Origin of the sequence: Paractinoplanes brasiliensis, from assembly GCF_004362215.1 — a bacterium.
GTDB classification, from domain to species: domain Bacteria; phylum Actinomycetota; class Actinomycetes; order Mycobacteriales; family Micromonosporaceae; genus Actinoplanes; species Actinoplanes brasiliensis.
On sequence record NZ_SNWR01000001.1, the window covers coordinates 5,693,872 to 5,718,655 of the forward strand.

General features: G+C 71.1%; 17 protein-coding genes. 14 read left to right on the forward strand and 3 right to left on the reverse strand.

Annotated elements, in window-relative coordinates:
* Positions 1 to 216 precede the first annotated feature (216 nt).
* The 3 genes from glgX to treZ are packed head-to-tail and all read left to right on the forward strand — an operon-like array spanning position 217 to position 6,323.
* Positions 217 to 2,328, forward strand: coding sequence for a glycogen debranching protein GlgX (gene glgX / locus C8E87_RS25805; RefSeq protein WP_133875475.1), 2,112 nt, complete (start codon positions 217 to 219; stop codon positions 2,326 to 2,328).
* A complete protein-coding gene (treY, locus tag C8E87_RS25810; protein ID WP_133875476.1) occupies positions 2,329 to 4,599 on the forward strand; it encodes a malto-oligosyltrehalose synthase in 2,271 nt (756 codons plus the stop codon).
* Positions 4,596 to 6,323: a malto-oligosyltrehalose trehalohydrolase gene (gene treZ / locus C8E87_RS25815; RefSeq protein WP_133875477.1), complete on the forward strand. Its 1,728-nt coding sequence runs from the start codon at positions 4,596 to 4,598 to the stop codon at positions 6,321 to 6,323. Before treY ends, treZ begins: the two co-directional genes overlap by 4 nt.
* A gap of 421 nt (positions 6,324 to 6,744) precedes the next feature.
* Here the strand turns inward: treZ and C8E87_RS25820 are convergent, their stop codons facing one another.
* Positions 6,745 to 7,443 (reverse strand): hypothetical protein, encoded by a 699-nt coding sequence (locus C8E87_RS25820; RefSeq protein WP_133875478.1) that lies wholly within the window; start codon positions 7,441 to 7,443, stop codon positions 6,745 to 6,747.
* 85 nt (positions 7,444 to 7,528) lie between these two features.
* Here C8E87_RS25820 and C8E87_RS25825 point away from each other — a divergent pair, with 85 nt between their 5' ends.
* The 4 genes from C8E87_RS25825 to C8E87_RS25840 all read left to right on the forward strand — a co-directional run bounded on the left by C8E87_RS25825 (position 7,529) and on the right by C8E87_RS25840 (position 12,873).
* On the forward strand, positions 7,529 to 8,665 hold the full coding sequence (locus C8E87_RS25825; RefSeq protein WP_133875479.1) for a transporter substrate-binding domain-containing protein: 1,137 nt from the start codon (positions 7,529 to 7,531) through the stop codon (positions 8,663 to 8,665).
* Positions 8,662 to 9,684: a hypothetical protein gene (locus C8E87_RS25830; protein WP_133875480.1), complete on the forward strand. Its 1,023-nt coding sequence runs from the start codon at positions 8,662 to 8,664 to the stop codon at positions 9,682 to 9,684. Before C8E87_RS25825 ends, C8E87_RS25830 begins: the two co-directional genes overlap by 4 nt.
* A gap of 70 nt (positions 9,685 to 9,754) precedes the next feature.
* Positions 9,755 to 10,477, forward strand: coding sequence for a PP2C family protein-serine/threonine phosphatase (locus C8E87_RS25835; RefSeq protein ID WP_133875481.1), 723 nt, complete (start codon positions 9,755 to 9,757; stop codon positions 10,475 to 10,477).
* A gap of 83 nt (positions 10,478 to 10,560) precedes the next feature.
* Positions 10,561 to 12,873, forward strand: a complete 2,313-nt coding sequence (locus C8E87_RS25840) for a putative bifunctional diguanylate cyclase/phosphodiesterase (RefSeq protein ID WP_133875482.1) — start codon at positions 10,561 to 10,563, stop codon at positions 12,871 to 12,873.
* Between the two features lie 480 nt (positions 12,874 to 13,353).
* Here the strand turns inward: C8E87_RS25840 and C8E87_RS25845 are convergent, their stop codons facing one another.
* Together C8E87_RS25845 and C8E87_RS25850 are read right to left on the reverse strand one after the other, a co-directional pair.
* A complete protein-coding gene (locus C8E87_RS25845) occupies positions 13,354 to 13,737 on the reverse strand; it encodes a hypothetical protein (protein WP_133875483.1) in 384 nt (127 codons plus the stop codon).
* Positions 13,734 to 16,568 carry an ATP-dependent RNA helicase gene (locus C8E87_RS25850; RefSeq protein WP_239080013.1) on the reverse strand — a complete coding sequence of 945 codons (2,835 nt, stop codon included), beginning with the start codon at positions 16,566 to 16,568 and terminating at the stop codon, positions 13,734 to 13,736. Before C8E87_RS25850 ends, C8E87_RS25845 begins: the two co-directional genes overlap by 4 nt.
* 180 nt (positions 16,569 to 16,748) lie before the next feature.
* Between C8E87_RS25850 and uraD the strand changes: the two genes are divergently transcribed.
* The 7 genes from uraD (at position 16,749) to C8E87_RS25885 (ending at position 24,783) form a co-directional block, all read left to right on the forward strand.
* Complete coding sequence (gene uraD, locus C8E87_RS25855; RefSeq protein ID WP_133875485.1) at positions 16,749 to 17,255, forward strand: 2-oxo-4-hydroxy-4-carboxy-5-ureidoimidazoline decarboxylase; 507 nt, start codon at positions 16,749 to 16,751, stop codon at positions 17,253 to 17,255.
* The gene (uraH, locus tag C8E87_RS25860; protein ID WP_133875486.1) at positions 17,245 to 17,607 is read left to right on the forward strand and encodes a hydroxyisourate hydrolase; all 363 of its coding nucleotides are present in this window, start codon (positions 17,245 to 17,247) and stop codon (positions 17,605 to 17,607) included. Before uraD ends, uraH begins: the two co-directional genes overlap by 11 nt.
* A gap of 6 nt (positions 17,608 to 17,613) precedes the next feature.
* A complete protein-coding gene (pucL, locus tag C8E87_RS25865; RefSeq protein ID WP_133875487.1) occupies positions 17,614 to 18,474 on the forward strand; it encodes a factor-independent urate hydroxylase in 861 nt (286 codons plus the stop codon).
* Complete coding sequence (locus C8E87_RS25870; RefSeq protein ID WP_133875488.1) at positions 18,471 to 19,859, forward strand: 8-oxoguanine deaminase; 1,389 nt, start codon at positions 18,471 to 18,473, stop codon at positions 19,857 to 19,859. The genes pucL and C8E87_RS25870 overlap by 4 nt, the downstream gene beginning before the upstream one ends.
* A 622-nt stretch (positions 19,860 to 20,481) precedes the next feature.
* Complete coding sequence (locus C8E87_RS25875; protein ID WP_239080007.1) at positions 20,482 to 21,897, forward strand: DUF1996 domain-containing protein; 1,416 nt, start codon at positions 20,482 to 20,484, stop codon at positions 21,895 to 21,897.
* Between the two features lie 199 nt (positions 21,898 to 22,096).
* Positions 22,097 to 23,644, forward strand: a complete 1,548-nt coding sequence (gene aceB / locus C8E87_RS25880) for a malate synthase A (RefSeq protein WP_133875490.1) — start codon at positions 22,097 to 22,099, stop codon at positions 23,642 to 23,644.
* Positions 23,644 to 24,783 (forward strand): DUF6986 family protein, encoded by a 1,140-nt coding sequence (locus tag C8E87_RS25885; RefSeq protein WP_133875491.1) that lies wholly within the window; start codon positions 23,644 to 23,646, stop codon positions 24,781 to 24,783. The genes aceB and C8E87_RS25885 overlap by 1 nt, the downstream gene beginning before the upstream one ends.
* The last annotated feature ends 1 nt before the right edge of the window (position 24,784 follow it).

Consider the following 24,784-nt stretch of genomic DNA (forward strand, 5'->3'; position numbering starts at 1 on the left):
CGCACGGCCGCGGCGGCGCTCGGGGCCCGGAGGGTTGGTAGTCCCGTCGGCGGGTATCCCTCGGTGGCGCAGACGTGATCCACCCCATCGGCGAGAATGACCGGCAACACGTTCGCGCAGGGTTACGCGGCGCCAGGCGGGGCATGACGCTTCCGCCGTGGTGCCGGCAGCTGTGGGCGATCGCAGCGCACGACGGTCGAGGGGTGGGAGCACGACATGCAGGTTTGGCCTGGTCATCGGTACCCGTTGGGTGCCTCGTACGACGGCACGGGCACGAACTTCGCGATTTACTCCGAGGGGGCCGAGGCGGTCGAGCTGTGCCTGTTCGACCCGTCCGGTAACGAGCGCAAGGTCCAGCTGCACGAGCAGGACGCGTTCGTGTGGCACGCCTACCTCCCGGGGGTCGAGCCGGGTCAGCGCTACGGCTACCGCATGTACGGGCCGTACGACCCGTCGCGCGGCCTGCGCTACAACCCCCACAAGCTGCTGCTCGACCCGTACGCGAGGGCGGTCGACGCCGACATCGAGTGGCACCCGGCGATGTACGCGTACGACCTGGAGAACCCGGATCAGATGTCCGACCTCGACTCGGCGCCGTACATGGCCAAGGGCGTGGTCGTGAACCCGTACTTCGACTGGGGCAACGATCGCCGGCCGGACATCCCGTACCACCACTCGGTGATCTACGAGACCCATGTCAAGGGGCTCACCGAGCGTCACCCCGAGGTGCCCAAGGACATGCGCGGCAGCTACTCGGCGATCGGCCATCCCGCGATCATCGAGCACCTCAAGAGCCTGGGCGTGACAGCGGTCGAACTGATGCCGGTGCACCAGTTCGTGCACGACAACCGGCTGCACGACCTGGGCCTGCGCAACTACTGGGGTTACAACACGCTCGGCTTCTTCGCGCCCTACCACGGCTACTCGTCGACCGGCACCCTCGGCCAGCAGACCCAGGAGTTCCGGGGCATGGTCAAGGCGCTGCACAAGGCGGGGATGGAGGTCATCCTCGACGTGGTCTACAACCACACCGCGGAGGGCAACCACCTCGGCCCGACCATGAGCCTCAAGGGCATCGACAACCGGACGTACTACCGGCTCGTCGACGATCAGCCGCAGTTCTACATGGACTACACCGGCACCGGTAACAGCCTCAACGTGCGCAGCCCGCACAGCCTCCAGCTGATCATGGACTCGCTGCGGTACTGGGTCACCGAGATGCACGTCGACGGCTTCCGCTTCGACCTCGCCTCGACGCTGGCCCGCGAGTTCTACGACGTCGACCGGCTCTCCACGTTCTTCGAGGTGGTGCAGCAGGACCCGGTGGTCGGCCAGGTCAAGCTGATCGCCGAGCCGTGGGACGTCGGCCCCGGCGGTTACCAGGTGGGCAACTTCCCGCCCAACTGGACCGAGTGGAACGGCAAGTACCGCGACACCGTACGGGACTTCTGGCGCGGAGAGCCGGCCACGCTGGCCGAGTTCGCGTCGCGGATCACCGGCTCGGCCGACCTCTACCAGGACGACGGCCGCAAACCGTTCCACTCGATCAACTTCGTGACCGCGCACGACGGGTTCACGCTCAGCGACCTGGTCTCGTACAACGACAAGCACAACGAGGCCAACGGCGAGGAGAACCGGGACGGCGAGAGCCACAACCGGTCGTGGAACTGCGGCATCGAGGGCCCGACCGACGACGAGAAGGTGCTCGCGCTGCGGGCCAAGCAGCGGCGCAACTTCCTGGCCACGCTGATGCTGTCGCAGGGCGTGCCGATGATCTCGCACGGCGACGAGCTCGGCCGCACCCAGCAGGGCAACAACAACGCGTACTGCCAGGACAACGAGCTGGCCTGGATCGACTGGGGCGGAGCCGACGAGCAGCTGCTCGAGTTCACCCGCAGGCTCACTGCCTTCCGGCACCGCCACCAGGTGTTCCAGCGCCGGCGGTTCTTCACCGGCCTGCCGGTGACCGCCCGTGGCGGCGGCGACCCGCTGCCCGACCTGGAGTGGTTCACCCCCGACGGCCGGCAGATGGCCGGTGACGACTGGGGCAACGACTTCGGCCGGGCCGTCGCGCTGTTCGTCAACGGCGAGGGCATCCGCGAGCGCGGGCAGTACGGCCAGCGGCACGTGGACAGCTCGTTCCTGCTGTTCTTCAACGCCCACGACGCCCCGATCGAGTTCGCCACGCCACCGGCTGAATACGGCGAGAAGTGGGAAAGGGTCATCGAGACGGCGGAGCCGTCCCCGGATCGCCCGTCGATCGTCGAGGCAGGCAGCAAGATCTGGGTCCCCGACAGGTCGCTCATCGTGCTGGACAGGACGGTCTGAATGCCACCCACCGGAACCTACCGAGTCCAGGTCCGCCCGGACTTCGGGCTCAAGGCCACCGCCGAACTCGCCGACTACCTGGCCGACCTGGGGGTGAGTCACCTCTACACGGCGCCGTTGCTGACCTCGACTCCGGGTTCCGAGCACGGGTACGACGTGGTCGACCACTCGGCCGTCAATCCGGCGCTGGGCGGTGCTGCCGCTTTATCGGATTTGTCCACCGCGCTCAAGGACGCCGGGCTGGGTCTGGTGGTCGACATCGTGCCCAACCACGCGGGGGTTGCGGTGCCGCACGCGAACCCCACGTGGTGGGATGTGCTGCGCCGTGGCCGCCGGTCCGAATTCTCTGATTTTTACGACATCGACTGGTCGCGGGGGCGGATCCTGATCCCGGCACTGGCCGACGGCCCCTCCGCGCTCGACCACCTGCGCGTCGAGGACGGCGAGCTGCGCTACTTCGACAAGCGATACCCGATCGCCGACGGCACCGGCGAGGGCACGCCGCGCGAGGTGCACGACCGCCAGCACTACGAGCTGGTCAACTGGACGCGCGGCGACAGCGAGCTCAACTACCGGCGGTTCTTCTCGATCACCGACCTGGCCGGCCTGCGGGTCGAGGACCCGAAGGTGTTCGACGCCACCCACGCCGAGATCCTGCGCTGGGTCCGCGAGGGCATCGTCCAGGGCATCCGGGTCGACCACCCGGACGGCCTGCGTGACCCCGGCGCCTACTTCGAACGGCTGCGCCGGGCCGCCCCCGACGCCTGGCTCGTGATCGAGAAGATCCTCGAGCCGGGGGAGGAGATGCCGGACTGGCCGGTCGCCGGCACCACCGGCTACGACGCGCTGGCCGAGATCGGTGGCGTCTTCGTCGACCCCGGCACCGAGGCGTTCTTCGACACGCTGCAGCACCACCTGACCGGCAGCGACCTGTCGTGGCAGGACCTGGTGCACGACACCAAGCACACGGCGGCGACCAAGCTGCTGGCGGCCGAGCTGGCCCGGATGGCCCGCCTCGCCCCCGAGATCGAGGGTTCCGCGCAAGGCCTCGCCGAGCTGGCCGCCTGCTTCCCGGTCTACCGCTCCTACCTGCCGTTCGGCTCGCGGCACCTGGCCAAGGCCCGTTCCGAGGCGGGACGGCGCCGCCCGCAGCTGATCCCGGTGCTCGACCAGATCCTCGCGCGGCTGCGCAACCCCGGCGACGAGCTGGCCGCCCGTTTCCAGCAGTACACGGGCGCGGTGATGGCCAAGGGCGTCGAGGACACGGCGTTCTACCGCTGGACCAGGTTCACCGCGCGCAACGAGGTCGGCAACGACCCCACCGGCTTCGGCCTCGCCCCCGACGAGTTCCACGACGCCAACGAGGAACGCCGCCGGGCCTGGCCGGACGCGATGACGTCGCTCTCGACGCACGACACCAAGCGGAGTGAGGACGTACGGGCTCGTCTGGCGGTGCTCAGCGAGGTGCCAGGCGACTGGACCGAGGTGGTGCGCCGCTGGGTGCGGGTCGCGCCGCTGCCCGATCCGGCCCTCGCGCACCTGGTATGGCAGGCCGCGGTGGGCGCCTGGCCGCTGTCTCGTGAGCGACTGCAGGCGTACGCGCTCAAATCGGCGAAGGAAGCGGCCAGCTCGACCAGCTGGACCCAGCCCGACGAGCCCTTCGAAACCGCGCTGCGCGAGATGGTCGACCGGATATACGACGACCCGGCGCTGCACCGCGAGGTGTCCGACTTCGCCGCCTCGATCACGCCGCCCGGGTGGGTCAACTCGCTCGGCCAGAAGGTCGTGCAGCTGACCATGCCCGGCGTGCCCGACGTCTACCAGGGCAGCGAACTCTGGGACTTCTCGCTGGTCGACCCGGACAACCGCCGCCCGGTCGACTTCGCCGCCCGCAGGGAGCTGCTGACCCGCATCGACGACGGCTGGCTGCCGCCGGTGGACGAGAGCGGCGCGGCCAAGCTGCTGGTCACCAGCCGCGCCCTGCGCCTGCGCCGGCAGCGGCCCGAGCTGTTCGCCGGCTACCGCCCCGTCTACGCCGAGGGCCACGTCGGCGAGCACCTGCTCGGCTTCGACCGGGGTGGCGCGGTGACGATCGCGACGCGGCTGCCGGTCGGATTGTCACGTCACGGCGGCTGGGGCGACACCGAGGTGTCACTCGACGGCCAGAGCTGGACGGAAGTGTTCACGAATACCAGCTACGGCGGGAACCGCCTCCCGGTGGCCGAGCTTTTGCGTACCTATCCCGTCGCGCTCCTGGTGAAAGAGAAATGACGCTTTTTGAGGTGTGGGCCCCGGAGAAGACCGTACGGCTTTCCGTGGCCGGAGAGGTCCAGGACATGGAACGCGGTGCGGACGGGTGGTGGCGCCTCGACGTGCCGTCGGCCGGCCCGGGTGCCGACTACGCGTACGTGCTGGAAGGTGAGGAACGGCCCGACCCGCGCTCGCTCTGGCAACCGGAAGGCGTGCACGGGCCCAGCCGGGTCTACGACCACTCGGCGTTCGGCTGGACCGACCAGGCATGGACCGGCCGCCAGCTGCCCGGCTCGGTGCTCTACGAGATGCACGTCGGCACGTTCACGCCCGAGGGCACGTTCGACTCGGCCATCGACCGGCTCGACCACCTCGTCGAACTCGGCGTCGACCTGGTCGAGCTGCTGCCGGTCAACTCGTTCAACGGCCAGTACAACTGGGGGTACGACGGCGTCGCCTGGTTCGCGCCGCACGAGGCGTACGGGGGTCCCGACGGGCTGAAGCGCTTCGTCGACGCCGCCCACGGCCGCGGGCTGGGCGTGGTGCTCGACGTCGTCTACAACCACTTCGGGCCGTCCGGCGCGTACGCCCCGATGTTCGCCCCCTACCTCAGCTCGGCCGGCTCCAACCCGTGGGGCTCGTCGGTCAACCTGGACGGGCCGGGCGCCGACGAGGTCCGCCGCTACATCGTCGACAACGTGCTGATGTGGCTGCGCGACTACCATATGGACGGCCTGCGGCTCGACGCCGTGCACGCGCTGGCCGACCACTCCGCGATCCACCTGCTCGAGCAGATGGCTGTGGAGGTCGAATCGCTCTCGACCCACCTGCGCCGCCCGCTGTCGCTCATCGCCGAGTCCGACCTCAACGACCCGCGGCTCATCACGCCCCGCGAGGCCGGCGGGTACGGGCTCAACGCGCAATGGGACGACGACATCCACCACGTGCTGCACGCGTTGCTCACCGGCGAACGGCAGGGCTACTACGGCGACTTCGGCTCACTCGAATCGCTGCAGACCGTGCTGACCGGCGCGTTCTTCCACGCCGGCACGTTCTCCAGCTTCCGCAACCGCCGGCACGGGCGGCCGGTCAACCGCTCCACCACCCCCGGCCACCGATTCGTGGCGTTCCTGCAGGACCACGACCAGATCGGCAACCGGGCCATCGGCGACCGCATCTCGGCCACGCTCTCGCCCGGCCTGCTCAAGGTCGGCGCCACCCTGCTGCTGACCTCACCGTTCACGCCGATGCTGTTCATGGGCGAGGAGTGGGCGGCCAGCAGCCCCTGGCAGTTCTTCACCAGCCACCCCGAACCCGAGCTGGCCGCGGCGGTGCAGAACGGCCGGCGGCGAGAGTTCGCCGCGCACGGGTGGGCCGAGGCCGAGGTGCCCGACCCGCAGGACCCGGAGACGTTCCAGCGGTCCAAGCTCAACTGGGACGAGGTGGCCAAGCCCGGACACGCCGAGATCCTCGACCTGTACAAGCGGCTGATCGCACTGCGGCGGTCGCGGCCCGAGCTGACGGATCCGTGGCTCGACACGGTGGAGGTCTGGCACGGCGATCAGCACCTGGTGATGCGGCGGGGGAACACGGCGGTGGCGGTGAACCTGGCTTCCGGGTCGCAGACGGTGTCGCTGCGGGACGTGCCGTCGAAGGTGCTCCTGGCCACCACCGAGGGTGTGGCTTTGCAGCGGGATCGGGTGGAGCTGCCGGGGGAGAGCGCGGTGGTGGTCGCTTACCGCTGATTCTGCTGCGGTTGTGATTGGGGCCCGCTGACGGGGGCTCCGGCTGTGCCCGTGGTTGTGGTTGTGCCTGTTGGCGGGGAGCTCGGGCTGTGTCTGTGGTTGTGCCTGTTGGCGGGGAGCTCGGGCTGTGTCTGTGGTTGTGCCCGTTGGCGGGAAGATCGCGCTGTGTCTGTGGTTGTGCCCGTCGGCGGGAAGATCGCGCTGTGTCCGTGGTTGTGCTTGTCGGCGGGGAGCTCGTGGCTGCGTCGGCGTGGTTGTGGACGCGCCGTGCTGCCCCTGTGGACGAAGCCGACCGGGCCGTACGCCCCTGTGGACAACCGGACCCGTCTGGCTTGACAACCGGGTAATCTCTTCGGCTCATCCCCGAGGTGGGTGGGGGGTTGGGATGGCCGTACCGGGGATTTGTCGCTTTTGTTGCGAGCTAGCGGTTTAGGGCGGTTCGGGCTACTGCGCGTGGTTGGGTCCGAACAGGGCCGGCGCCGCGCCAGCGCTGGCTCAGTCGGTAGGCGAGGGCCCGGCTGCCGTGGATCGCGCCGGTCGGATGCAGGTCAGGGGCCGTGTTGCGGACCGGATCGAAGGCCAATTCCGCATCCGTACGGGCGGGAAGCGCGCCGCCGCCGAAGGTGACCCGGCCGAACGCGCGGTCGCCCGCCATCAACGTGATCTGCCCACTGGTGATCGCGTCGAGGTCGTCGCCCAGTGGCTCGTCGGGCCGGGCGGACAGGTAGATCTTGCGGTCGGCGCCCGTGCGGTAGGCCAGGATCGACCCGTACATGGTGTCGAACGAGTGCCGCGGCATCGGCACGTGCCGCGTGAACCGGCCCTGTCCGCATGTCGACAGCAGCAGGTCGAGGTCGCGCTCGTCGCCGTGCACGCGGACGGTCAGGCCCAGCACGTCGGCCCGGCCGGGCTTGGTGCCGGCGCCCTTCGAGATCCGTACGGTGACCGGGTGCCGACCCGGACGGTCGATCAGCGCGGCCCCCGTGTCCGAGCCCCAGACCTCCAGGTCCCCGCGGTACGAGCGGCCGTCGGGGTGCAGGAAACGGCGGTGGCGGGAGCGGACGACCCGGACGCCCAGCGCGGTCGCGAGCGCGGCGCCGGCGATGACGGACAGTCTCATGGCTGTGCGGTACCCCGGCGGGGCCGGGTGAATCAGTCAACCCGGGAATCCCGCCTGTGACATTCATGCGGCACTATTGGCCGCCATGAACGGGGATGGGACGGGTTCGGAGCGAAGCGGCGCGTCGGGGCGGTTCGCGTGGCCGCTGCGACGCCGTACGCCCCCGGGGCCGGAGGGCACGGCCGAGGACATCGCGGTCCAGGACGTAGCCGAGCGCGAGGCCGCCGACCGCCGGCTGCCCCCTCCCGATCCTGAGCCGCTGGTCGACCCGCCGCCCCGGTTCAACCTGGCCATGTTCCGGCTGGCCGCGCTCGGGCTGGCGCTGGTGCTGACGTTGGGGCTGGGCCTGGCGCGGGTCTTCGGCGGCGGACCGCCGTCAGTGGCCGATCTGCGCGCGCAGTCCGGCGTGGACACATGGACGGTGTTGCCGATCGGGGTCAAGGACGATCAACCCGGTACGGCGTTCCGCGACGAGACCGGGGTGTGGCGCGGCTTCGACGTCGACGTCGCGTACATGATCGCCGAGGATCTCGGGTTCCGGCGCGACGACGTGCGGTTCTACGGGATGGAGAGCGAGGACCGTCTGCGCATGCAGGCCGTCGACCTCGAGGGCAACCGGGTGCCGGTCAAGCTCGTCGTGGCCAGCTTCAGCATCACGCCCGAACGGGAAGCCGCGCCGGGGGTCACGTTCTCGGAGCCGTACCTGTTCACCGAGCAGTCCTTGATCACGTTGCACGGTAAGCACAAGCCCATCTCGACGTTGCGCGACCTCAGGGGCAAGACCGTTTGCTCCCTTTCCGCGGCGACCAGTGTGACCGCCCCGGAGAACGCCGGAGCAATCGTGACGAGCCGTAACCGGATCAGCGAGTGCTTCGCCGACCTCCGCAAGAGTGACGTCGACGCCGTCTCCACCGATGCCGCCATCCTGGCCGGGTACAAGGCGAAGTACCCGAAGGAGTTCGACCACTGGGACCTCGGTCTCGACGCCACCGAGGCGTACGGGGTCAATGTCGGGGACAACGAAGCGCTCAAGAAACTCGTCGATCTGACCCTTTACCGCTCGTATTACGACCCGGCCGACGACCGCTGGGAGAAGGCGTTCCAGGAGCATCTGCAGTCCGAGGCGAAGGCGAACGGCAAGGTCCCGATCGCGGTGGCGACGCAGCCGCGGCCCGAGCGCCCGGACATCCGCGAGCTGCCCTGGGAGGACGTGTTCAAGTGAGCGACGTCTTCGCCAAGGGCGGCTCGGTCATCCCGCGCCGGCGCCGGGCCCAGCTGAACTGGCTGCTCACCGTGCTGCCGGCGTTCCCGCTGGTGCTGCTGGTGCTGCGGTTGTGGTACCTGAGCCGCCAGGATCTGCCCACGATGCTGCTGCTGGTGCAGTACATCTCGCCGCTCGGCATGATCAGCGCGCTGTTCATCACGCTGATCTGGACCGTGCCCGCGGTGATCCTGGTGCTCCGGCTGCTCGGCGGCATCCTGCTGGTCAGCACGCCCGACGACGCCGGTCGCTCGCTGCTGGCCGTGACCGCGCTGCGGATGCCCGACTGGGTGGTGCTGCTGGCGGCGATGCTGGCCGGCTTCACCTGGCAGCTGCGGCTGCTGCCCACGCTGGCGATGCTGGTCGTGGCCATCCTCGGGCTGACGGCGGCGCAACGGTTCCGCGGCGAGCGCTGGCTGATGCGGTGGATCACGCTGGGCGTCCCGATCCTGGTCGGCGCGATCGTGCTGATCTTCGTGTGGCCGGGCCTCACCGAGGCGCTGCGCGGCGGCGAGACCTCCACAGCGCTGCTGCTGGGCGTGCCGCCGCTGCTCGGGCCGCTGCTCACCGGGCCGGTGCCGCCCTGGTCGGCGCGGCTCGTCACGCACTGGCCGGCGGTCGGGGCGGCTCTCGTGGCGCCGCTGGTGATCGGCGTGGTGTTCCTGCGGGCGCCCGTCCTGCCGGACAGCGCCGTCGAGTTCGGCCCGGAAGAAGGACCCCTTGACGTCGTACGGGGGCAGTTGATCAGCGTGGATGACACGTCGACCACTGTGTTGCGCAGCGGCGGGCAGGTAACGTTCCTTCCCAACGACCAAGTCCGTTCCAAGACCCTCTGCCCCGAGCCCGTACGCCCGCCGGAGAGCGCAGTCGAGGTCCGTGGCTGGCCCCTGTCGGACTCGGCGCTTTCGTGGATCGCGCCGACACGCCGTGTGACAGAGGTCGATCCCCGGTGCCTCGGCCGTCCCCTGAAGCCCAGGTGACAGTGTTTTCCGCCGACGCGCCGCCGAGCCCGTGCAGACAGGGTTGCGATGATCTGGGAAGCTGCACGCCATGACCTTGCACCTGCGGTGGGCCGCCGGCACCGATCAAGGACATGTCCGGAGCAACAACGAGGACTGTTACTTCGCCGGTGACCACCTCCTCGTGGTTGCTGACGGCATGGGCGGGATGGCCGCCGGTGACCTTGCCAGCCGCATCGCCATCGAGGCGATGACCCCGCTCGACACGCCCATCCCCAACGACGACCAGATGGACGCGCTGCACAAGGCGCTCGAGGTCGCCAACGGCCGGATCGCCGAGCAGGTCGAGGCCGACAACTCCCTGCAGGGCATGGGCACCACGCTCACCGCGGTCATCTTCTCGGGCACGCGCGCGGCCATGGCGCACGTCGGCGACTCCCGGGCGTACCTGCTGCGCGACGGGCGGCTCAACCAGCTGACCAAGGACGACACGTACGTGCAGATGCTTGTCGACCAGGGTCTGATCCGCCCCGACGAGGCCGCCGGGCACCCGCGCCGCTCGGTCGTCACGCGCGTGCTGCAGGGCGAGCCGGTCAGCCCGGCCTACGTGATCGTCGAGCCCGAGCCCGGCGACCGCTGGATGCTGTGCAGCGACGGCCTCACCGCCGTGGTCACCAACGAGACCATCGAGCAGGAGATGCTGGCCGCCGACGACCCGAAGGCGTGCTGCGAGCGGCTGATCGACCTGGCGCTGCGCGGCGGCGGCCCCGACAACGTGACGGTGATTGTCGCCGATCTGACACCGGGGGACTGAGCACTCTTCGTCACGCCCGGCGCTGCGGTAGGTTACAGCGGCCGCGAACCAGGGGGCCCGCGGCTCGTGACTGGGTGGTGATGATGACGGCGCGACTCCTCGTCACGCTGGCGATCGTCCTGGGACTGACCGGGCTCGGCGAGCTCGTCGGGGCCCAGGGGTGGCGCATCCATGCCGACGCCACGCAGCTGGTCGTGGGCGCGACCGCGGCGCTGATCTGCCTTGGCACGGCCCGCCGTCGCACCGGGCTGCACCGCCGCTGGCGGCTCATCGTCGGTGCCGGGCTGTCCAGCTGGGCGCTGAGCCGGCTCTGGTGGCTGATCGAGGACGTCGTGGCGCCCGGCCGCGCCCTCACCGCGGTGACCGACATCGGGTTCTTCGTGCTCCCCGCGACGCTGCTGGTCGGGCTGCTCCTGGCCCCGTACACCCGCCCCCGGTCGGTGCCAGCCTCACCCCGCCGCGACCAGATCGCCCTGATCCTCGACAGCGTGCTGATCTCCGGTTCGCTGCTCGCGCTGGTCTGGTCGGCGCTGCCGCGCGAGTGGCTGCACTGGGACGCCCAGCCCACCTCGCTGATCGTCGCGGCCGCCGTCTACCCGATCGCCGACCTGGTGCTCGCCACGATGGTGCTGCTCCTGCTGCTGACCCGGCCAGGCTCCCGCGCCGCCCGCAAACCGCTCGGGCTGGCCGGGGTGGCCCTCGTCGCGTTCGGCGTCACCGACACCCTCCGGCTGATGCACCTGGCCGACGGCCCGTTGCCGCCGTGGCAGTCGGCCGGGCACCTGCTCGGGCCCGCTCTGCTGGCAGTCGCGGCGCTCAGCTCACCCTCGCCCGGGGCCGCGGCGCAGACGGACACCGGCGAGCGGGAGTGGCTGCACCTCGTCCTCCCGTACGTCCCGGTGACAGCGACCGGCGTCATGATCGCGATCAACAGCGGGGCCGGCAAGCCGCTCTCGCCGTTCGAGGCGTACCTCGGCTGGCTCGGCCTGGGCCTGGTCGTGGCCCGGCAGATGTTCACCATCGTCGACAACACCGTCCTGCTCGACCGCGTGTCGGAAGGGCAGCAGCGCCTGCGCCACCAGGCGTACCACGACCCGCTGACCGGCCTGGCCAACCGTGCCCTGTTCCGCGAGCGGCTCATCGCGGCGCTCGGCGCCCGGCCGGTGGCCGTGCTCTTCGCCGACCTCGACGACTTCAAGCTCATCAACGACAGCTTCGGCCACGCCACCGGCGACCGCGTGCTGCGCGCCATCGCCGAACGCCTGCAGCGCTGCGCCACGCCCGACGACCTGGTGGCCCGCCTCGGCGGGGACGAGTTCGCGGTGCTGCTCGACCGGAACGCCGCCGACGCCGAGCCGACCGGCCACCGCATCCTGGGCGCGTTGCGCGAGCCGTTCGTGATCGACGGCCACACGATGGGCGTGGGCGCCAGCCTGGGCCTGGTGGTGACCGAGCCCGGCGAGCCGATGACGGCCGACGCGCTGCTGCGCCGGGCCGACGCCGCGATGTACTCGAGCAAACGCCGCGGCAAAGGCTCCATGGCCCGGTACGCCGGCACGCCCGACGGCGGCCCCAACGCCGACCTGCCCCACCTGCTGGCCGAGGCGCTCGGCTCGGGCCACCCGGCCGAGGCCGGCTTCGAGGTGTTCTACCAGCCCATCGTCCGCTTCACCGACGGCGCCACGGTCGCCGTGGAGGCCCTGGCCCGGTGGACATCGCCGGTCGCGGGCCAGGTGCACCCCGACGTGTTCGTGTCGGTCGCCGAACGTACCGGCCTGGTCGCCGCCATCGACGACTTCGTGCTCGACCAGGCGTGCGTCGACGCGGCCACGCTGGCCCACCTCAGCGGCCGCCCGATCGACATGCACGTCAACGTGTCAGCCGCCCGCCTGGGCCACCCCGGCCTGGAAGAATCGGTGGCCGGCGCCCTGACCCGCAGCGGCCTGCACCCGTCCCGCCTGGTCCTCGAAATCACCGAGACCCGCCGCATCCAGGACATGCCCGCCGCGGCCGCCATGGTGGAAAGGCTGCGCGCCGTCGGCGTCCGGATAGCCCTGGACGACTTCGGCAGCGGCTTCAACGCCCTGGCCCAGCTCCACTCCCTGCCGGTCGACATCGTCAAACTGGACGCCACCCTGACCGACGTCGACATAGCCCCCGACCGGGTCGAAGCCCTGTGCCGTTCCGTGCTGGCCATCTGCACGGACCTGAACATCGTGGTCGTCGCCGAGGGCATCGAAACCCCCGCCCGAGCCCACGCCCTGTCCGCGATCGGTTGCCCCTTGGGCCAGGGCTACCTGTTCGGCCAGCCGGTCCCGTTGCACCGCTGGCATTCCGGGCCGGCCCTTCCCGCCCAGTCGACCTCCCCACCGTCAGCCGCGCACCTCGCCTCCTGACCGCGTCTCCCTGCGGCCGCGGCAGCCCGCCCCTCCGCAGGCCCGCCCCTCCGCTGGTCCGCCTCTCCGCAGGCCACTTGCCTGGCTGCCCCTCCGCTGGTCCGCCTCTCCGCAGGCCACTTGCCTGGCTGCCCCTCCGCTGGTCCGCCTCTCCGCAGGCCACTTGCCTGGCTGCCCCTCCGCTGGTCCGCCCCTCCGCAGGCCACTTGCCTGGCTGCCCCTCCGCTGGTCCGCCCCTCCCAGGCACCCGACAGGTCACCCCTCCGTAGGCCGACCCCCACACATCCACCCCCAGGGTCCACCCCACCTACCCAGCCTCCTAGGAAGCCCGGGTGACCAAAGGCGGCGTGCGGTGATGGCACACGAACTGTTCGGCGCCGTGTGGGTGCCCGGCCTCCTGCATGAGCGGCCCTCGTCGTGTGGCATCGAGCGGGGAGAAGCCGCAGCGGAACGGTGTGCGTCGCCCGGCATGGGCGGGTGTCAGGTCGGGGGTGTGTATCTCGTGGTCACGCCGAAAGTGACGTCCCTGATCTCGGTGTAGGCGAGCTGGGGCACCCGCTCGGCCAGGCAGCTGTGCAGGTGGCGGGTGACCAGCTCGAATGTCGGGCGGAAGGCGAAGATGTCGGTCCACGGGCGGGCGGCCAGATCGGCGCAGCAAGCTTCGAGGTCGGCGGCGGCCGCATCGGTGTCGAAGAACCAGCCGCGGTCGGTCAGCTGGTCGTCGGCGAAGGTCACCCCGGCCCGTACGACGACCTCGACGCCCTCGCCGGGAGCCAGCAGTGACTGGCCGCGCTGGGCCCGGAGCGGGGAGGGCAGGCCCTGCACGGCCTGGAAACGGTGGTCGACTTCGACCAAGTAGCTCATCGGGACCTCGGATTCGTCCGGCGGGTGGGTTCGGCGGTGGTCGGGTCCTCGGGCCACGGGTGCCGGGGGTAACGGCCGCGCAGCTCGGCCCGGACCTGCGGGTATCCCTGCCGCCAGAAGGACGCCAGATCGCGGGTGACCGCAACCGGCCGGCCCGCCGGGGAGAGCAGATGCAACAGGACCGGCACGCGCCCCTCGGCCAGGCGGGGAGCGTCGCGCCACCCGAAGGCCTCCTGAACCTTGACGGCCAGAACCGGGGACTCGGCGTCGGCGTAGTCGATGCGGACCCGTGAACCGCTCGGCACCGGCAGGCGCTCGGGGGCAACCTCGTCGAGCCGGCCCGCAACCGACCAGGGCAGCAACCGGCGCAGACTCGAGGCGACATCGACCCGGGCCAGATCGCTGCGGCGGCGGCAGCGGTCCAGCTCCAGCCAGTCGCCGGCCCGGGCCAGCAGCGCCTCGTCGGACACATCGGGCCACGGTTCGCCCAGGGCCGCGTGTGCGAAAGCGAGCCGCTCCCGTAGCTCGGTCGCCCCTCGCGACCAGGTCAGCAGGCCAAGGCCCGCACGGTGCAGCCCGTCGAGCAACGCGGCGCGCACGAGACCGGGATCCGGGTCGGTGATCCCGCGCTCGACCAGCGTGATCGCGCCCAGCCGCCGTACCCTCCGCGCCACCACGTCGCCGTCCACCCAGCCGATCTCGGTGGTGTCGGTCAGCAGGGTCGCCGCCGCCTCGACAGCGGTCGCCTCGTCGAGCGGCACCGCCGCCCTGATCCGTGCCGTCCGCGCCCCTGCCGCCCGATCCGCCGAGGCGATGGCCAGCCACTCGACCCCGGCCAGCCCACTGCCCGTCCCGATGTCGGCGGCAGTGCCACCCGCCATCAGATAGGACCGGCCACCCGCTTCCCGTACGCGAGCCACCCGCTCCGGATACGCGAGCCCGACGACAAGCCCAGCCGCCAGATCGTCCGGCCACCCGCCTGCCCGCTCACCGCCCCGGTTGCCTCCATCCCGCGCGTCCGGCCGCTCACCGCCCCGGTTGCCTCCATCCCGCGGGTCCGGCCGGTCACCGGCGCGGTTGCCGCCATGCCGCGCGCCGGACCCCTCGCTCGTCCGGCCCGCCATACCCGGATCACTCCCGGCTTGTGCGTCGGAGGGTGTGCCTGTCCGGTCGGCCGCGGCTCTGTCCTCCCGCGCGCCGGAGCCCTCGCTCGTCCGGCCCGCCCTCCCGTGCTCATGCCCGGCTTGTGCCTCGGAGCCTGTGCCTGTGCGGCCGCCCGCGGCTCTGTCGCCGCGTCCGACGCCTGTGTCGGGGCTGGCTCCGCTGGAGTTCGCGGCGTCGGTCACGTCGGGGACCGATTCGTCGGACGGGTTTCTGTGCAGGGCCGCGGTCAGGCGGCCCACCTCTGTGCGCCAGGCGGGATCGCGGCTGCCGCGGACCCGGCGCCAAGCGGCGGTCAGGTCGTCAGCGGCGGCGCGATCGTCGTCGAGCAGGGCGACGACCTCGGCAGCGCGGCGGGCGCCGACCAGGGGAGCACCGTCGAGCAGGGCCCGGCCCAGCCGGGGGTGCAGGCCCGCGTCGGCCAGGGCCCGGCCTCGGGCGGTCACACGGCCGGTGTCGTCGACCGCTCCCAGGCCGCGCAGGGTTGCGACGGCCGACTGCAGGGCGCCGGGTGGCGGCTGGTCGGGCAGCGACAACCCGCTGCCGTCGGGGTGGCCCCACAGAGCCAGGTCGAGCGCGAAACCGGTCAGGTCGGCGGCGGCGATCTCGGGCTCGGGCTGCGCGGGGAGACGATCGTGCTGGGCGGGGGACCAGCAGCGATAGACCCGGCCGGGTGCCTCGCGCCCGGCCCGGCCGGCCCGCTGCACGGCGGCGGCCCGCGACACCGGGACCGTGGCCAGGGCGCCGAGGCCACGGGCGTGATCCATGCGCGGGACGCGGCTGAGACCGGCGTCGACCACGGCGCGGACGCCGGGGACCGTCAGGCTGCTCTCGGCGACCGCCGTCGCGAGCACGACCCGGCGGCGTGAGCCGGGACGAAGGGCCGCGTCCTGCACCGGGCCGGGCTGGCGGCCGTGCAGCGGGATCACCTCGGCGTCCACACCGCCGAGGCGGCCGGCCACCGCGTCGATCTCGCGGGCGCCGGGCAGGAAGACCAGCACGTCGCCCTCGCTCTCGGCCAGCGCGCGGCGGGTGGTGGCGGCCACGTGCTCGAGCAGGCGCGGATCGACCCGCAGGCCCAGCGGCGGGGTGACCGGGCCGGTCGGCGGCGCCCAGATCTCGTCGACCGGGAAGACCCGCGCCGACGCGGTGACCACGGGGGCCGCGCCCAGCACCTCGGAGAGCCGGCCCGCGTCGGCCGTGGCCGAGGTGGCGAGCAGCCCCAGATCGGGGCGGAGGGTGGCCCTCACCTCGATCAGGAACGCCAGGGCCAGGTCGGTGTCGAGGTGGCGCTCGTGGCACTCGTCGAGGATCACGACCGAGGTGCCGGCGAGCTCCGGGTCGCGTTGCAGACGCCGTACGAGAACGCCGGTTGTCACGACCTCGACCACTGTGGCCCGGGAGACCTGGCGATCGCCGCGAACCGTGTACCCGACCCGGCCGCCCGGTTTCTCACCGAGCAGCGAGGCCATGCGGCGGGCCGCGGCCCGGGCGGCCAGGCGGCGGGGCTCGGCCACCACGACCCGGCCCGGGAGCGCCAGTGGCACCAGCGTCGTCTTGCCCGTGCCGGGCGGGGCCACCAGCACGGCCGAGCCGTCGCCGGACAGCGCCTCGCGGACCCGCGGCAGCACCGGGCGGATCGGAAGGTCGGGCAGAGCGTCGTCGGCGATGAGCACGCGACCATCCTGGCCCATGGGTCCGACAAAACCCGCGTTGTCCACAGGCCCGTGGTTGTCCACAGGACGCAGAAAAGTGTCGGCCCGGCATGGCAAGGTGTGCGCAGTCGTCATGGACCGGATGCGCCGGGCCGTGAGGGCCTGATTGACTGATCGACACAGGAAGGGGTGCCGATGGACGCGGTCGAGGTGTTCAACTCGCTGCCCGCCGCCCGCCTCGAGGAAGATTTGCTCGCCTGCCTGGCCGCCCCCGCGTGGGGTTCCGCCGTCATCGCAGGCCGCCCCTACGCGCGCCGCGACGACATCCTGGCCGCCGCCGATGCCGCCGCCCGCGCCTTGAGCTTGGACGACGTGCTGACCGGCCTGTCCGCCCACCCGCGAATAGGCGAGCGTGCGGGCGGCGACACGCGCGAGGCCGCCTGGTCCCGTCGCGAGCAGTCGGCTGCGGCCCAGAGCGCGGACGAGGTCACCAAAGCCGCGTTGATCGAGGCCAATCGGGCGTACGAGGGGAAGTTCGGTCATGTGTTTTTGATCTTCGCCAGCGGACGCACGCAGGAGGACATCCTCGCTGCTGCCCGCGAGAGGCTGACCAACGACCCGGCCGCCGAACGCGAGATCGTCGCCGACGAACTGCGCAAGATCGGCCGGCTGCGACTCGAGCGGGTGCTCGATGCCCTCTGACGACGGCACGCCGGCCGAGTTCCACGCGAGGATCTCGACGCACATCCTCGACACGATCAGCGGCGAGCCGGCCCGCGATGTTTATGTGCGGTTGGAGCGACGCGACTCGGAGGGTTGGGGGACGATCGCCGAGGGGCGCACCGACGACGACGGCCGGCTGCGCTACCGGGTTCCGCTGCACGACTGGCAGGCGGGTGGCTATCGCCTGTCCTTCTACGTCGAGCCCTACCTGGGCGCCGACTGCTTCTTCCCGGAGATCACGGTCGCCTTCCACGTCCGCGACCCCGAGCGGCACTATCACGTGCCGCTGCTGCTCAGCCGTTACGGATACACGACTTATCGAGGGAGCTGAACGCTCGTGGCGATCGTGCTCGGAGAAAACCGCTACGGCAAGGCCGAGACGCGGCTGGTTCGCGTCACCCGCGACGGCGAGACACACACGCTGGCCGACTTCAACGTCAGCATCGCCCTCTCCGGCGACCTGGCCGCCACCCATCTGACCGGCGACAACTCGGGGGTGCTGCCCACCGACTCCATGAAGAACACGGTGTACGCGTTCGCCAAGGAACATGGCGTCGGCGAGCCGGAGGAGTTCGCCCTGCGCCTGGCCCGGCACTTCGTCGAGACCCAGACGCAGATCCGGGCGGCCCGCGTGGGCATCGAGGCGTTCGGCTGGGAAAGGCTCGGACCGCACTCGTTCAAGAGGCAGGGCGACCACACCCGTACGGCGGAGGTCACCGTCACGGTGGAGCAGAGCCAGGTGGTCAGCGGCATCTCGGGGATGGTGCTGCTGAACTCGACGAACTCGGAGTTCCACGGCTTCCCCCGCGACAAGTACACGACCCTGCCCGAGACCACGGATCGCATCCTGGCCACGGCGGTCGACGCCCGCTGGCGGCATCTGCACGACCCCGCCGACTGGGGCAAGTCCTACGCGGGCGTAGTCGAGGCCCTGACCAGGGCATTCGTCGAAACGCACAGCCTCTCGCTGCAGCAGACGCTGTTCGCGATGGGCAGCCGTGTGCTCAGTGAGCAGGCCGAAATCGCCGAGATCCGGCTGGCGCTGCCCAACAAGCACCACTATCTGGTCGACCTGTCGCCGTTCGAGCTCACCAACGACAACGAGGTCTTCATCGCCGGCGACCGGCCCTACGGGCTGATCGAGGGCACGGTGACCCGCGACGACGTGCCGCCGGCCATCACGGAGTGGTACCCGTGATCGTCATCGAGAACGTCGCCGTCGCCACGGTCGACCCCTCCGACACGTATCACGCAGACGGCCACGTGGTCGTCGGCGACGACGGCCGCATCGCCGCGGTCGGCGCGGGTCCGGCGCCCAGCCTGCCTCGGGTGCGGAACGGAGTCGTGCCGGCGGCGCCGGGTGACGTTCGCCGGGTCGACGGCGGGGGCTGCCTGGTCACGCCCGGCCTGATCAACACGCATCACCACCTCTATCAGTGGGCGACCCGCGGCCTGGCCGTCGACGAGACGCTGTTCGGCTGGCTCACCACGCTCTACCCGATCTGGGGCCGGCTCGACGCCGAGGTGGTCGGGGCGGCCGCGGGCGCCGGGCTGGGCTGGCTGGCGCTCTCCGGGTGCACCACGTCGATGGACCACCACTACGTCTTCCCGCGCGACGGCGGCGACGTGCTGGAGGCCGAGATCGAGGCGGCCCGGCGGATCGGTCTGCGCTTCCACCCGACGCGCGGCTCGATGGACCTCGGGCGCAAGGACGGCGGGTTGCCGCCCGACAACATCGTCGAGGCCACCGACGAGGCCCTGCTCGCGACCGAGAAGGCGATCGACCGCTGGCACGACCCGTCACCCGGGTCGATGCTGCGGATCGCGGTCGCGCCGTGTTCGCCGTTCTCGGTCACCGAACGGCTCATGAGCGAGGCCGCCGAGCTGGCCCGGCGCAAAGGTGTCCGGCTGCACACGCACCTGGCCGAGACCGACGACGAGGAGGACTTCTGCCGCGAGCGGTTCGGGTGCACGCCGGTCGAGTACGCCGAGCGGCTGGGCTGGCTCGGCGACGACGTGTGGCTGGCCCACGGGGTGCATCTCGACGACTCCGCGATCGCGAAGCTGGGCGCCACCGGCACGGGCGTGGCGCACTGCCCGAGCTCCAACGCCCGGCTGGGCGCGGGCGCGGCCCGGGTGCGCGAGCTGCTCGACCACCGGGTGCCGGTCGGCCTCGGCGTCGACGGGTCGGCCTCGCAGGAAGCGGCTCACCTGGGCGAGGAGTTGAGGCAGGCGCTCTACACGGCCCGGATCCGGGGCGGCCCTCGCGCCATGAACGCCCGGGAGGCGCTGCGGCTGGGCACGATGGGCGGCGCTCGCTGTCTGGGCCGGCAGGACGAGCTGGGCTCGCTCGAGACCGGCAAGCTGGCAGATCTCGTCGTGTGGCGGCTCGACGGCCTCGGGCACGCCGGCATCGACGACCGGCTGGCCGCGCTGGTGTTCGGGCCGGCCGCGCCGGTCGAGCTGGCCCTGGTCGGCGGGCGGCCGGTGGTCGAACGAGCCGAACTGGTGAACGCGGATGCGGACACCCTGGCCGGCGACGCCGTCCGCGCGCACCGACGACTGGTCGCCGGGGAGCGCTGAGCCGGGCGCGTGCCGCCGTACCGACGACTGGTCGCCGGGGAGCGCTGAGCCGGGCGCGTGCCGCCGTACCGACGACTGGTCGCCGGGGAGCGCTGAGCCGGGCGCGTGCCGCCGTACCGACGACTGGTCGCCGGGGAGCGCTGAGCCGGGCGCGTGCCGCCGCACCGACGACTGGTCGCCGGGGAGCGCTGAGCCGGGCGCGTGCCGCCGTACCGACGACCGGTCGCCGGGGAGCGCTGAGCCGGGCGCGTGCCGCCGCACCGACGACTGGTCGCCGGGAGCGCTGAGCGGGTCGGGGCTGCCGCACCGGCGTACGGGGAACGGCTGTTACGCCTGGTGACGGCTCGAATGCCCGCCGAATTTAAGGAATATTTAAGTCGCCGGGTGGGGAAAAACGTTATCGGGAATCGGGATCGCGGCGACCTGGGAGGCTTCGGAGGGCAATTCCTAATTCTTTCTTCACGCGTTGAAACAGCATCCTGACCTCTGCATACTCGCTCTCGAAATGCCCCCGGCACGACCAAGACGAGAGAGCCCGAGAATGCGGACTGACCCACAGCATGTCGCCCCGCCCGACCCCCGCCGTCGTCGTCGTTCGACCCGCGTCGCCCTCGGTGCGGCAGTGGCTGTGGCACTCGGGGGCAGCGGCGTCTACATCGCCACCGCCAACGCCGCCGAGACCGTGGTCCCCGGCCGGCTGCAGGCCGAGGCGTTCTCGGCCCAGTCCGGCGTGCGGATCGAGAACACCAGCGACCGGGACGGCGGCAGGAACGTCGGCTGGCTCGCGAACGGCGACTGGCTCCGCTACGACAACGTGACCGTCGGCAGCACGGTCACCGCCCGGATCGCGTCCGACAACACGGCCGGTGGCTCGATCGAACTGCGGCTCGGCTCGCCGACCGGCACACTGCTCACCACGATCCCGGTGGCGAGGACAGGCGGCTGGCAGAAGTGGGTGACGAGGACCGCCACCGTCAAGGCGCCGGCCGGCAAGCAGAAGCTCGTCGCCATCATGACGAGCTCGCAGAAGTCCGACTTCGTGAACATCAACTGGTTCACCGTGGGCGGAGCGGCAGCCCCGGCAAAGCCTGTCGCAACGCCGTCGTCGAAGCCCACCGCGAAGCCCACGACCGCCCCGGCGACGGCCGCGCCGACGACCACCGCGCCCGCCGGGAACACCGGCGCCGGATGGATCCCGGTGGACCAGGCCAAGTGGCAGGCCCAGCTGACCCAGTTCAACGCGATGAAGCCCAAGGCGATCACCGGCAACCCCGTACGGGTGGCGGAATTCAACGCCTCCTGCACCGTCAGCCACTCCCGAGCCGACGACCCGATCGTCCTGCCGGGTCTGCCGGGTGGCTCACACATGCACTCCTTCCTCGGCAACGACGCGACCGACGCCTTCACCACGACCGACACCCTGCTCAACAACGCCGGTTCCAGCTGCAAGCCGCTCCAGGATCGGTCGGCGTACTGGATCCCGACGCTCTACGAGAACGGCAAGGCGATCGAGCCGCACGGCGTCACCGTCTACTACGGCTCCCGGCTGCCCGACCCGACCAGAACCGTGCCGTTCCCGCAGGGCTTCCGCATGATCGTGGGCGATGCGAAGAGGCAGGTAGCGACCCCGAAGGGCGCTCACAGCCAGTTCTGGTGCGCCGGAATCGGCGGCGAGCAGGGCCGCAGCGCCGACGGCAACTGGCCGGTGTGCGCCAAGACCGCCGAACTCACCTTCCAGCTGACCTTCCCCGACTGCTGGGACGGTGTGCACCTGGACAGCCCCGACCACAAGTCGCACGTCGGCCCGGCCGACGGGCAGGGCAAATGCAGCGGCAAGTTCCCGGTGGCGATCCCGTCGGTCTCCTTCGTGATCGGCTACAAGACCTCGGGTTCCAGCGCCGGCTTCAAGCTGAGCTCTGGCAACGCCAGCTCGATGCACGGCGACGCGTTCTTGGCCTGGGACAACGCCGCCCTCGGCCACCGGGTCAAGGACTGCATCGTCCAGAAAGCCAAGTGCGACACGTTCGGTAACCACTAAATTGCCGGTGCGGGCGCGCGCTCACCGTCCCCAGCCGCGCCCGCACCCCGAAGGCGCGCCCACCTCCGGAGGGACCACGGAGGTGGGCGCGCCTGTTGTCCACAGGCACGGCGCGCGGTTTGTCCACAGCCGGTTGCGAGGCACCCCGGCTCCACTACGGTTTGAGGGGAGCAAGCCGCATCGAGGGGAGCCGTCGACGATGACCGAGATCCTGTCCGACGAGGCCGTGGCGTTCGTCGCCGAGCTGAACAGGCGTTTCCGCCCGCGACGCGACGAACTTCTGCGGGCCCGGGGCGAGCGCCGGGCCGCGATGGCCGCGGGGGCGTCGCTCGGCTTCCTGCCCGAGACGGCCGACATCCGCGCCGCCGAGTGGAGCGCGCCGCCCGCCCCGGCCGACCTGCGGGACCGCCGGGTCGAGATCACCGGCCCGACCGAGCGCAAGATGACCATCAACGCGCTGAACTCGGGGGCCAAGGTGTGGCTGGCCGACCTGGAGGACGCGAACACCCCGCACTGGTCGAACGTCGTGGACGGCCAGCAGAACCTCTACGACGCGATCCGGCGCACCATCACGCTGGAGACCCCGCAGAAGACGTACGAGCTCAAGGGTGGCCCCTACCCGACGATCGTGATGCGGCCCCGCGGCTGGCACCTCGACGAACGCCACCTGCCGGTCGACGGTGAGCCGGCCGTGGGCGCGCTGGTCGATTTCGGGCTCTACTTCTTCCACAACGCCAAAGAGCTGCTCGAACGCGGCAGCGGGCCGTATTTCTACCTGCCCAAGATGGAGTCCCACAAAGAGGCCGAACTGTGGAACGACGTCTTCACCCATGCGCAGGAGGCGCTGGGCATCCCGGTCGGCACGATCCGCGCCACCGTGCTCATCGAGACGATCCCGGCCGCCTTCGAGATGGAGGAAATCCTGTACGCGCTGCGCCCGCACATCTCCGGGCTCAACGCCGGCCGTTGGGACTACCTGTTCAGCATCATCAAGTACTTCCGGGACAACCCGTCGATGGTGCTGCCCGACCGTGCCGCGGTGACGATGACCGCGCCGTTCATGCGGGCGTACACGGAATTGCTCGTCTCCACCTGCCACCGCCGCGGCGCGTTCGCGATGGGCGGCATGGCGGCCTTCATTCCCAGCCGTCGCGACCCCGCCGTCAACGAGGTCGCGCTGGCCAAGGTCCGCGAGGACAAGGAACGTGAGGCCGGCGACGGCTTCGACGGCTCGTGGGTCGCCCACCCCGACCTGGTGCCGGTCTGCCGCGAGATCTTCGACCGGGTGCTCGGCGACAAACCCAACCAGCTCGACCGGCTGCGGCCCGAGGTGAAAGTCACCGCCGAACAGCTGCTCGACGTCTCGGCAACCCCGGGCGCGGTCACCGAGGAGGGTCTGCGCAACGACGTCTCGGTCGGCCTGCAGTACCTGGAGGCGTGGCTGCGCGGCAACGGCGCCGTGGCGATCAACAACCTGATGGAGGACGCGGCCACCGCCGAGATCTCGCGTTCGCAGGTGTGGCAATGGATCCACAACGGCGTACGGCTGCCCGACGGCACCGAGATCACCGCCGGCCTCGTCGGCCGGATCGAGGACGAGGAGCTCGTCAAGATCCGCGAGGGGATCGGGGACGAGGCGTGGGCGCAGAGCCGCTTCGACGACGCGCGCAAACTGTTCGAACGGGTCGCGCTGGCCGACGACTTCGCCGACTTCCTGACCACCGCCGCCTACGACTCGATCGACTGATGCGGCTCACCGGCGCCGACTACGACGAGTTCGACGGCCGGCTCGCCGCGCACGACGCGTTCCTCGCGGCGCGCTACCCGGGCGAGCGGGCCGACCGGCAACCCGTGCACACCGTCTACATCCCCGCCGACCGGCTCGACGGCTTCCGCGAGTGGGGCGCCGAGGCGTTGCGGGCGATGGACGAACACGATTTCCCGTGGTCGGTGCCGGGTGTCCGCGAGAAACTGGCGAGCGAGCCGATCGAGGATCTTCGGGTCGACTTCGAGGACGGGTACGGCGTTCGCGACGACGATCAGGAGGACGCGGCCGTACGCAAGGCTGCGGCGATCCTGCGTGCCGGCGAACGCCCACCGTTCCTCGGGCTGCGCGTCAAATCGCTCGAACCCACCACCCGGCGCCGGTCGTTGCGCACCCTCGACCTGTTCCTCGAGTCCTATCAGGACGACAAGTTTCTGCTCACGCTGCCCAAGGTGAGCGGGGCCGAGCAGGTCGCGGTTTTCGTCTCCGTGCTCGAGAAACTGGAGAACGCGTACGGTCTGGCCGGCGGCGCCCTGCGCTTCGAGATCCAGATCGAGCTGCCGTCGGCCGTGCTCGCCGCCGACGGCACAGCCACCGTCGCCCGCCTGATCACCGCCGCCGAGGGCCGATGCACAGGCCTGCACTACGGCACTTACGACTACAGCGCCGCCGCCGGCATAGCCGCCGCCTACCAGGCGATGGATCACCCGGTCGCCGATCACGCCAAGGCCGTCATGCAGGCGGCCGCCGCCCAGACCGGCATCCGACTCTCCGACGGCTCCACCAACATCCTGCCCGTCGGTTCCCGCAGCGAGGTGCACGACGCCTGGGCCCTGCACCACCGGCTGGTCGGCCGCTCCCTCGAACGCGGCTTCTACCAGGGCTGGGACCTGCACCCGGCCCAGTTGCCGACCCGCTACGCCGCCACCTACACCTTCTTCCGCGCCGGCCGCGACGTCGCCGTGGCCCGCCTGCGGCGCTACCTGTCCCGCGCCGACAGCGGCATCGCCGACGAACCCGCCACCGCCCGGGCCCTGGCCGCCTACCTGCTACGCGGCCTCAACTGCGGCGCCCTCGACGACGCTGCCTTCACAAGAGAGGAGCTGCTGAGCTTCCTGTAAC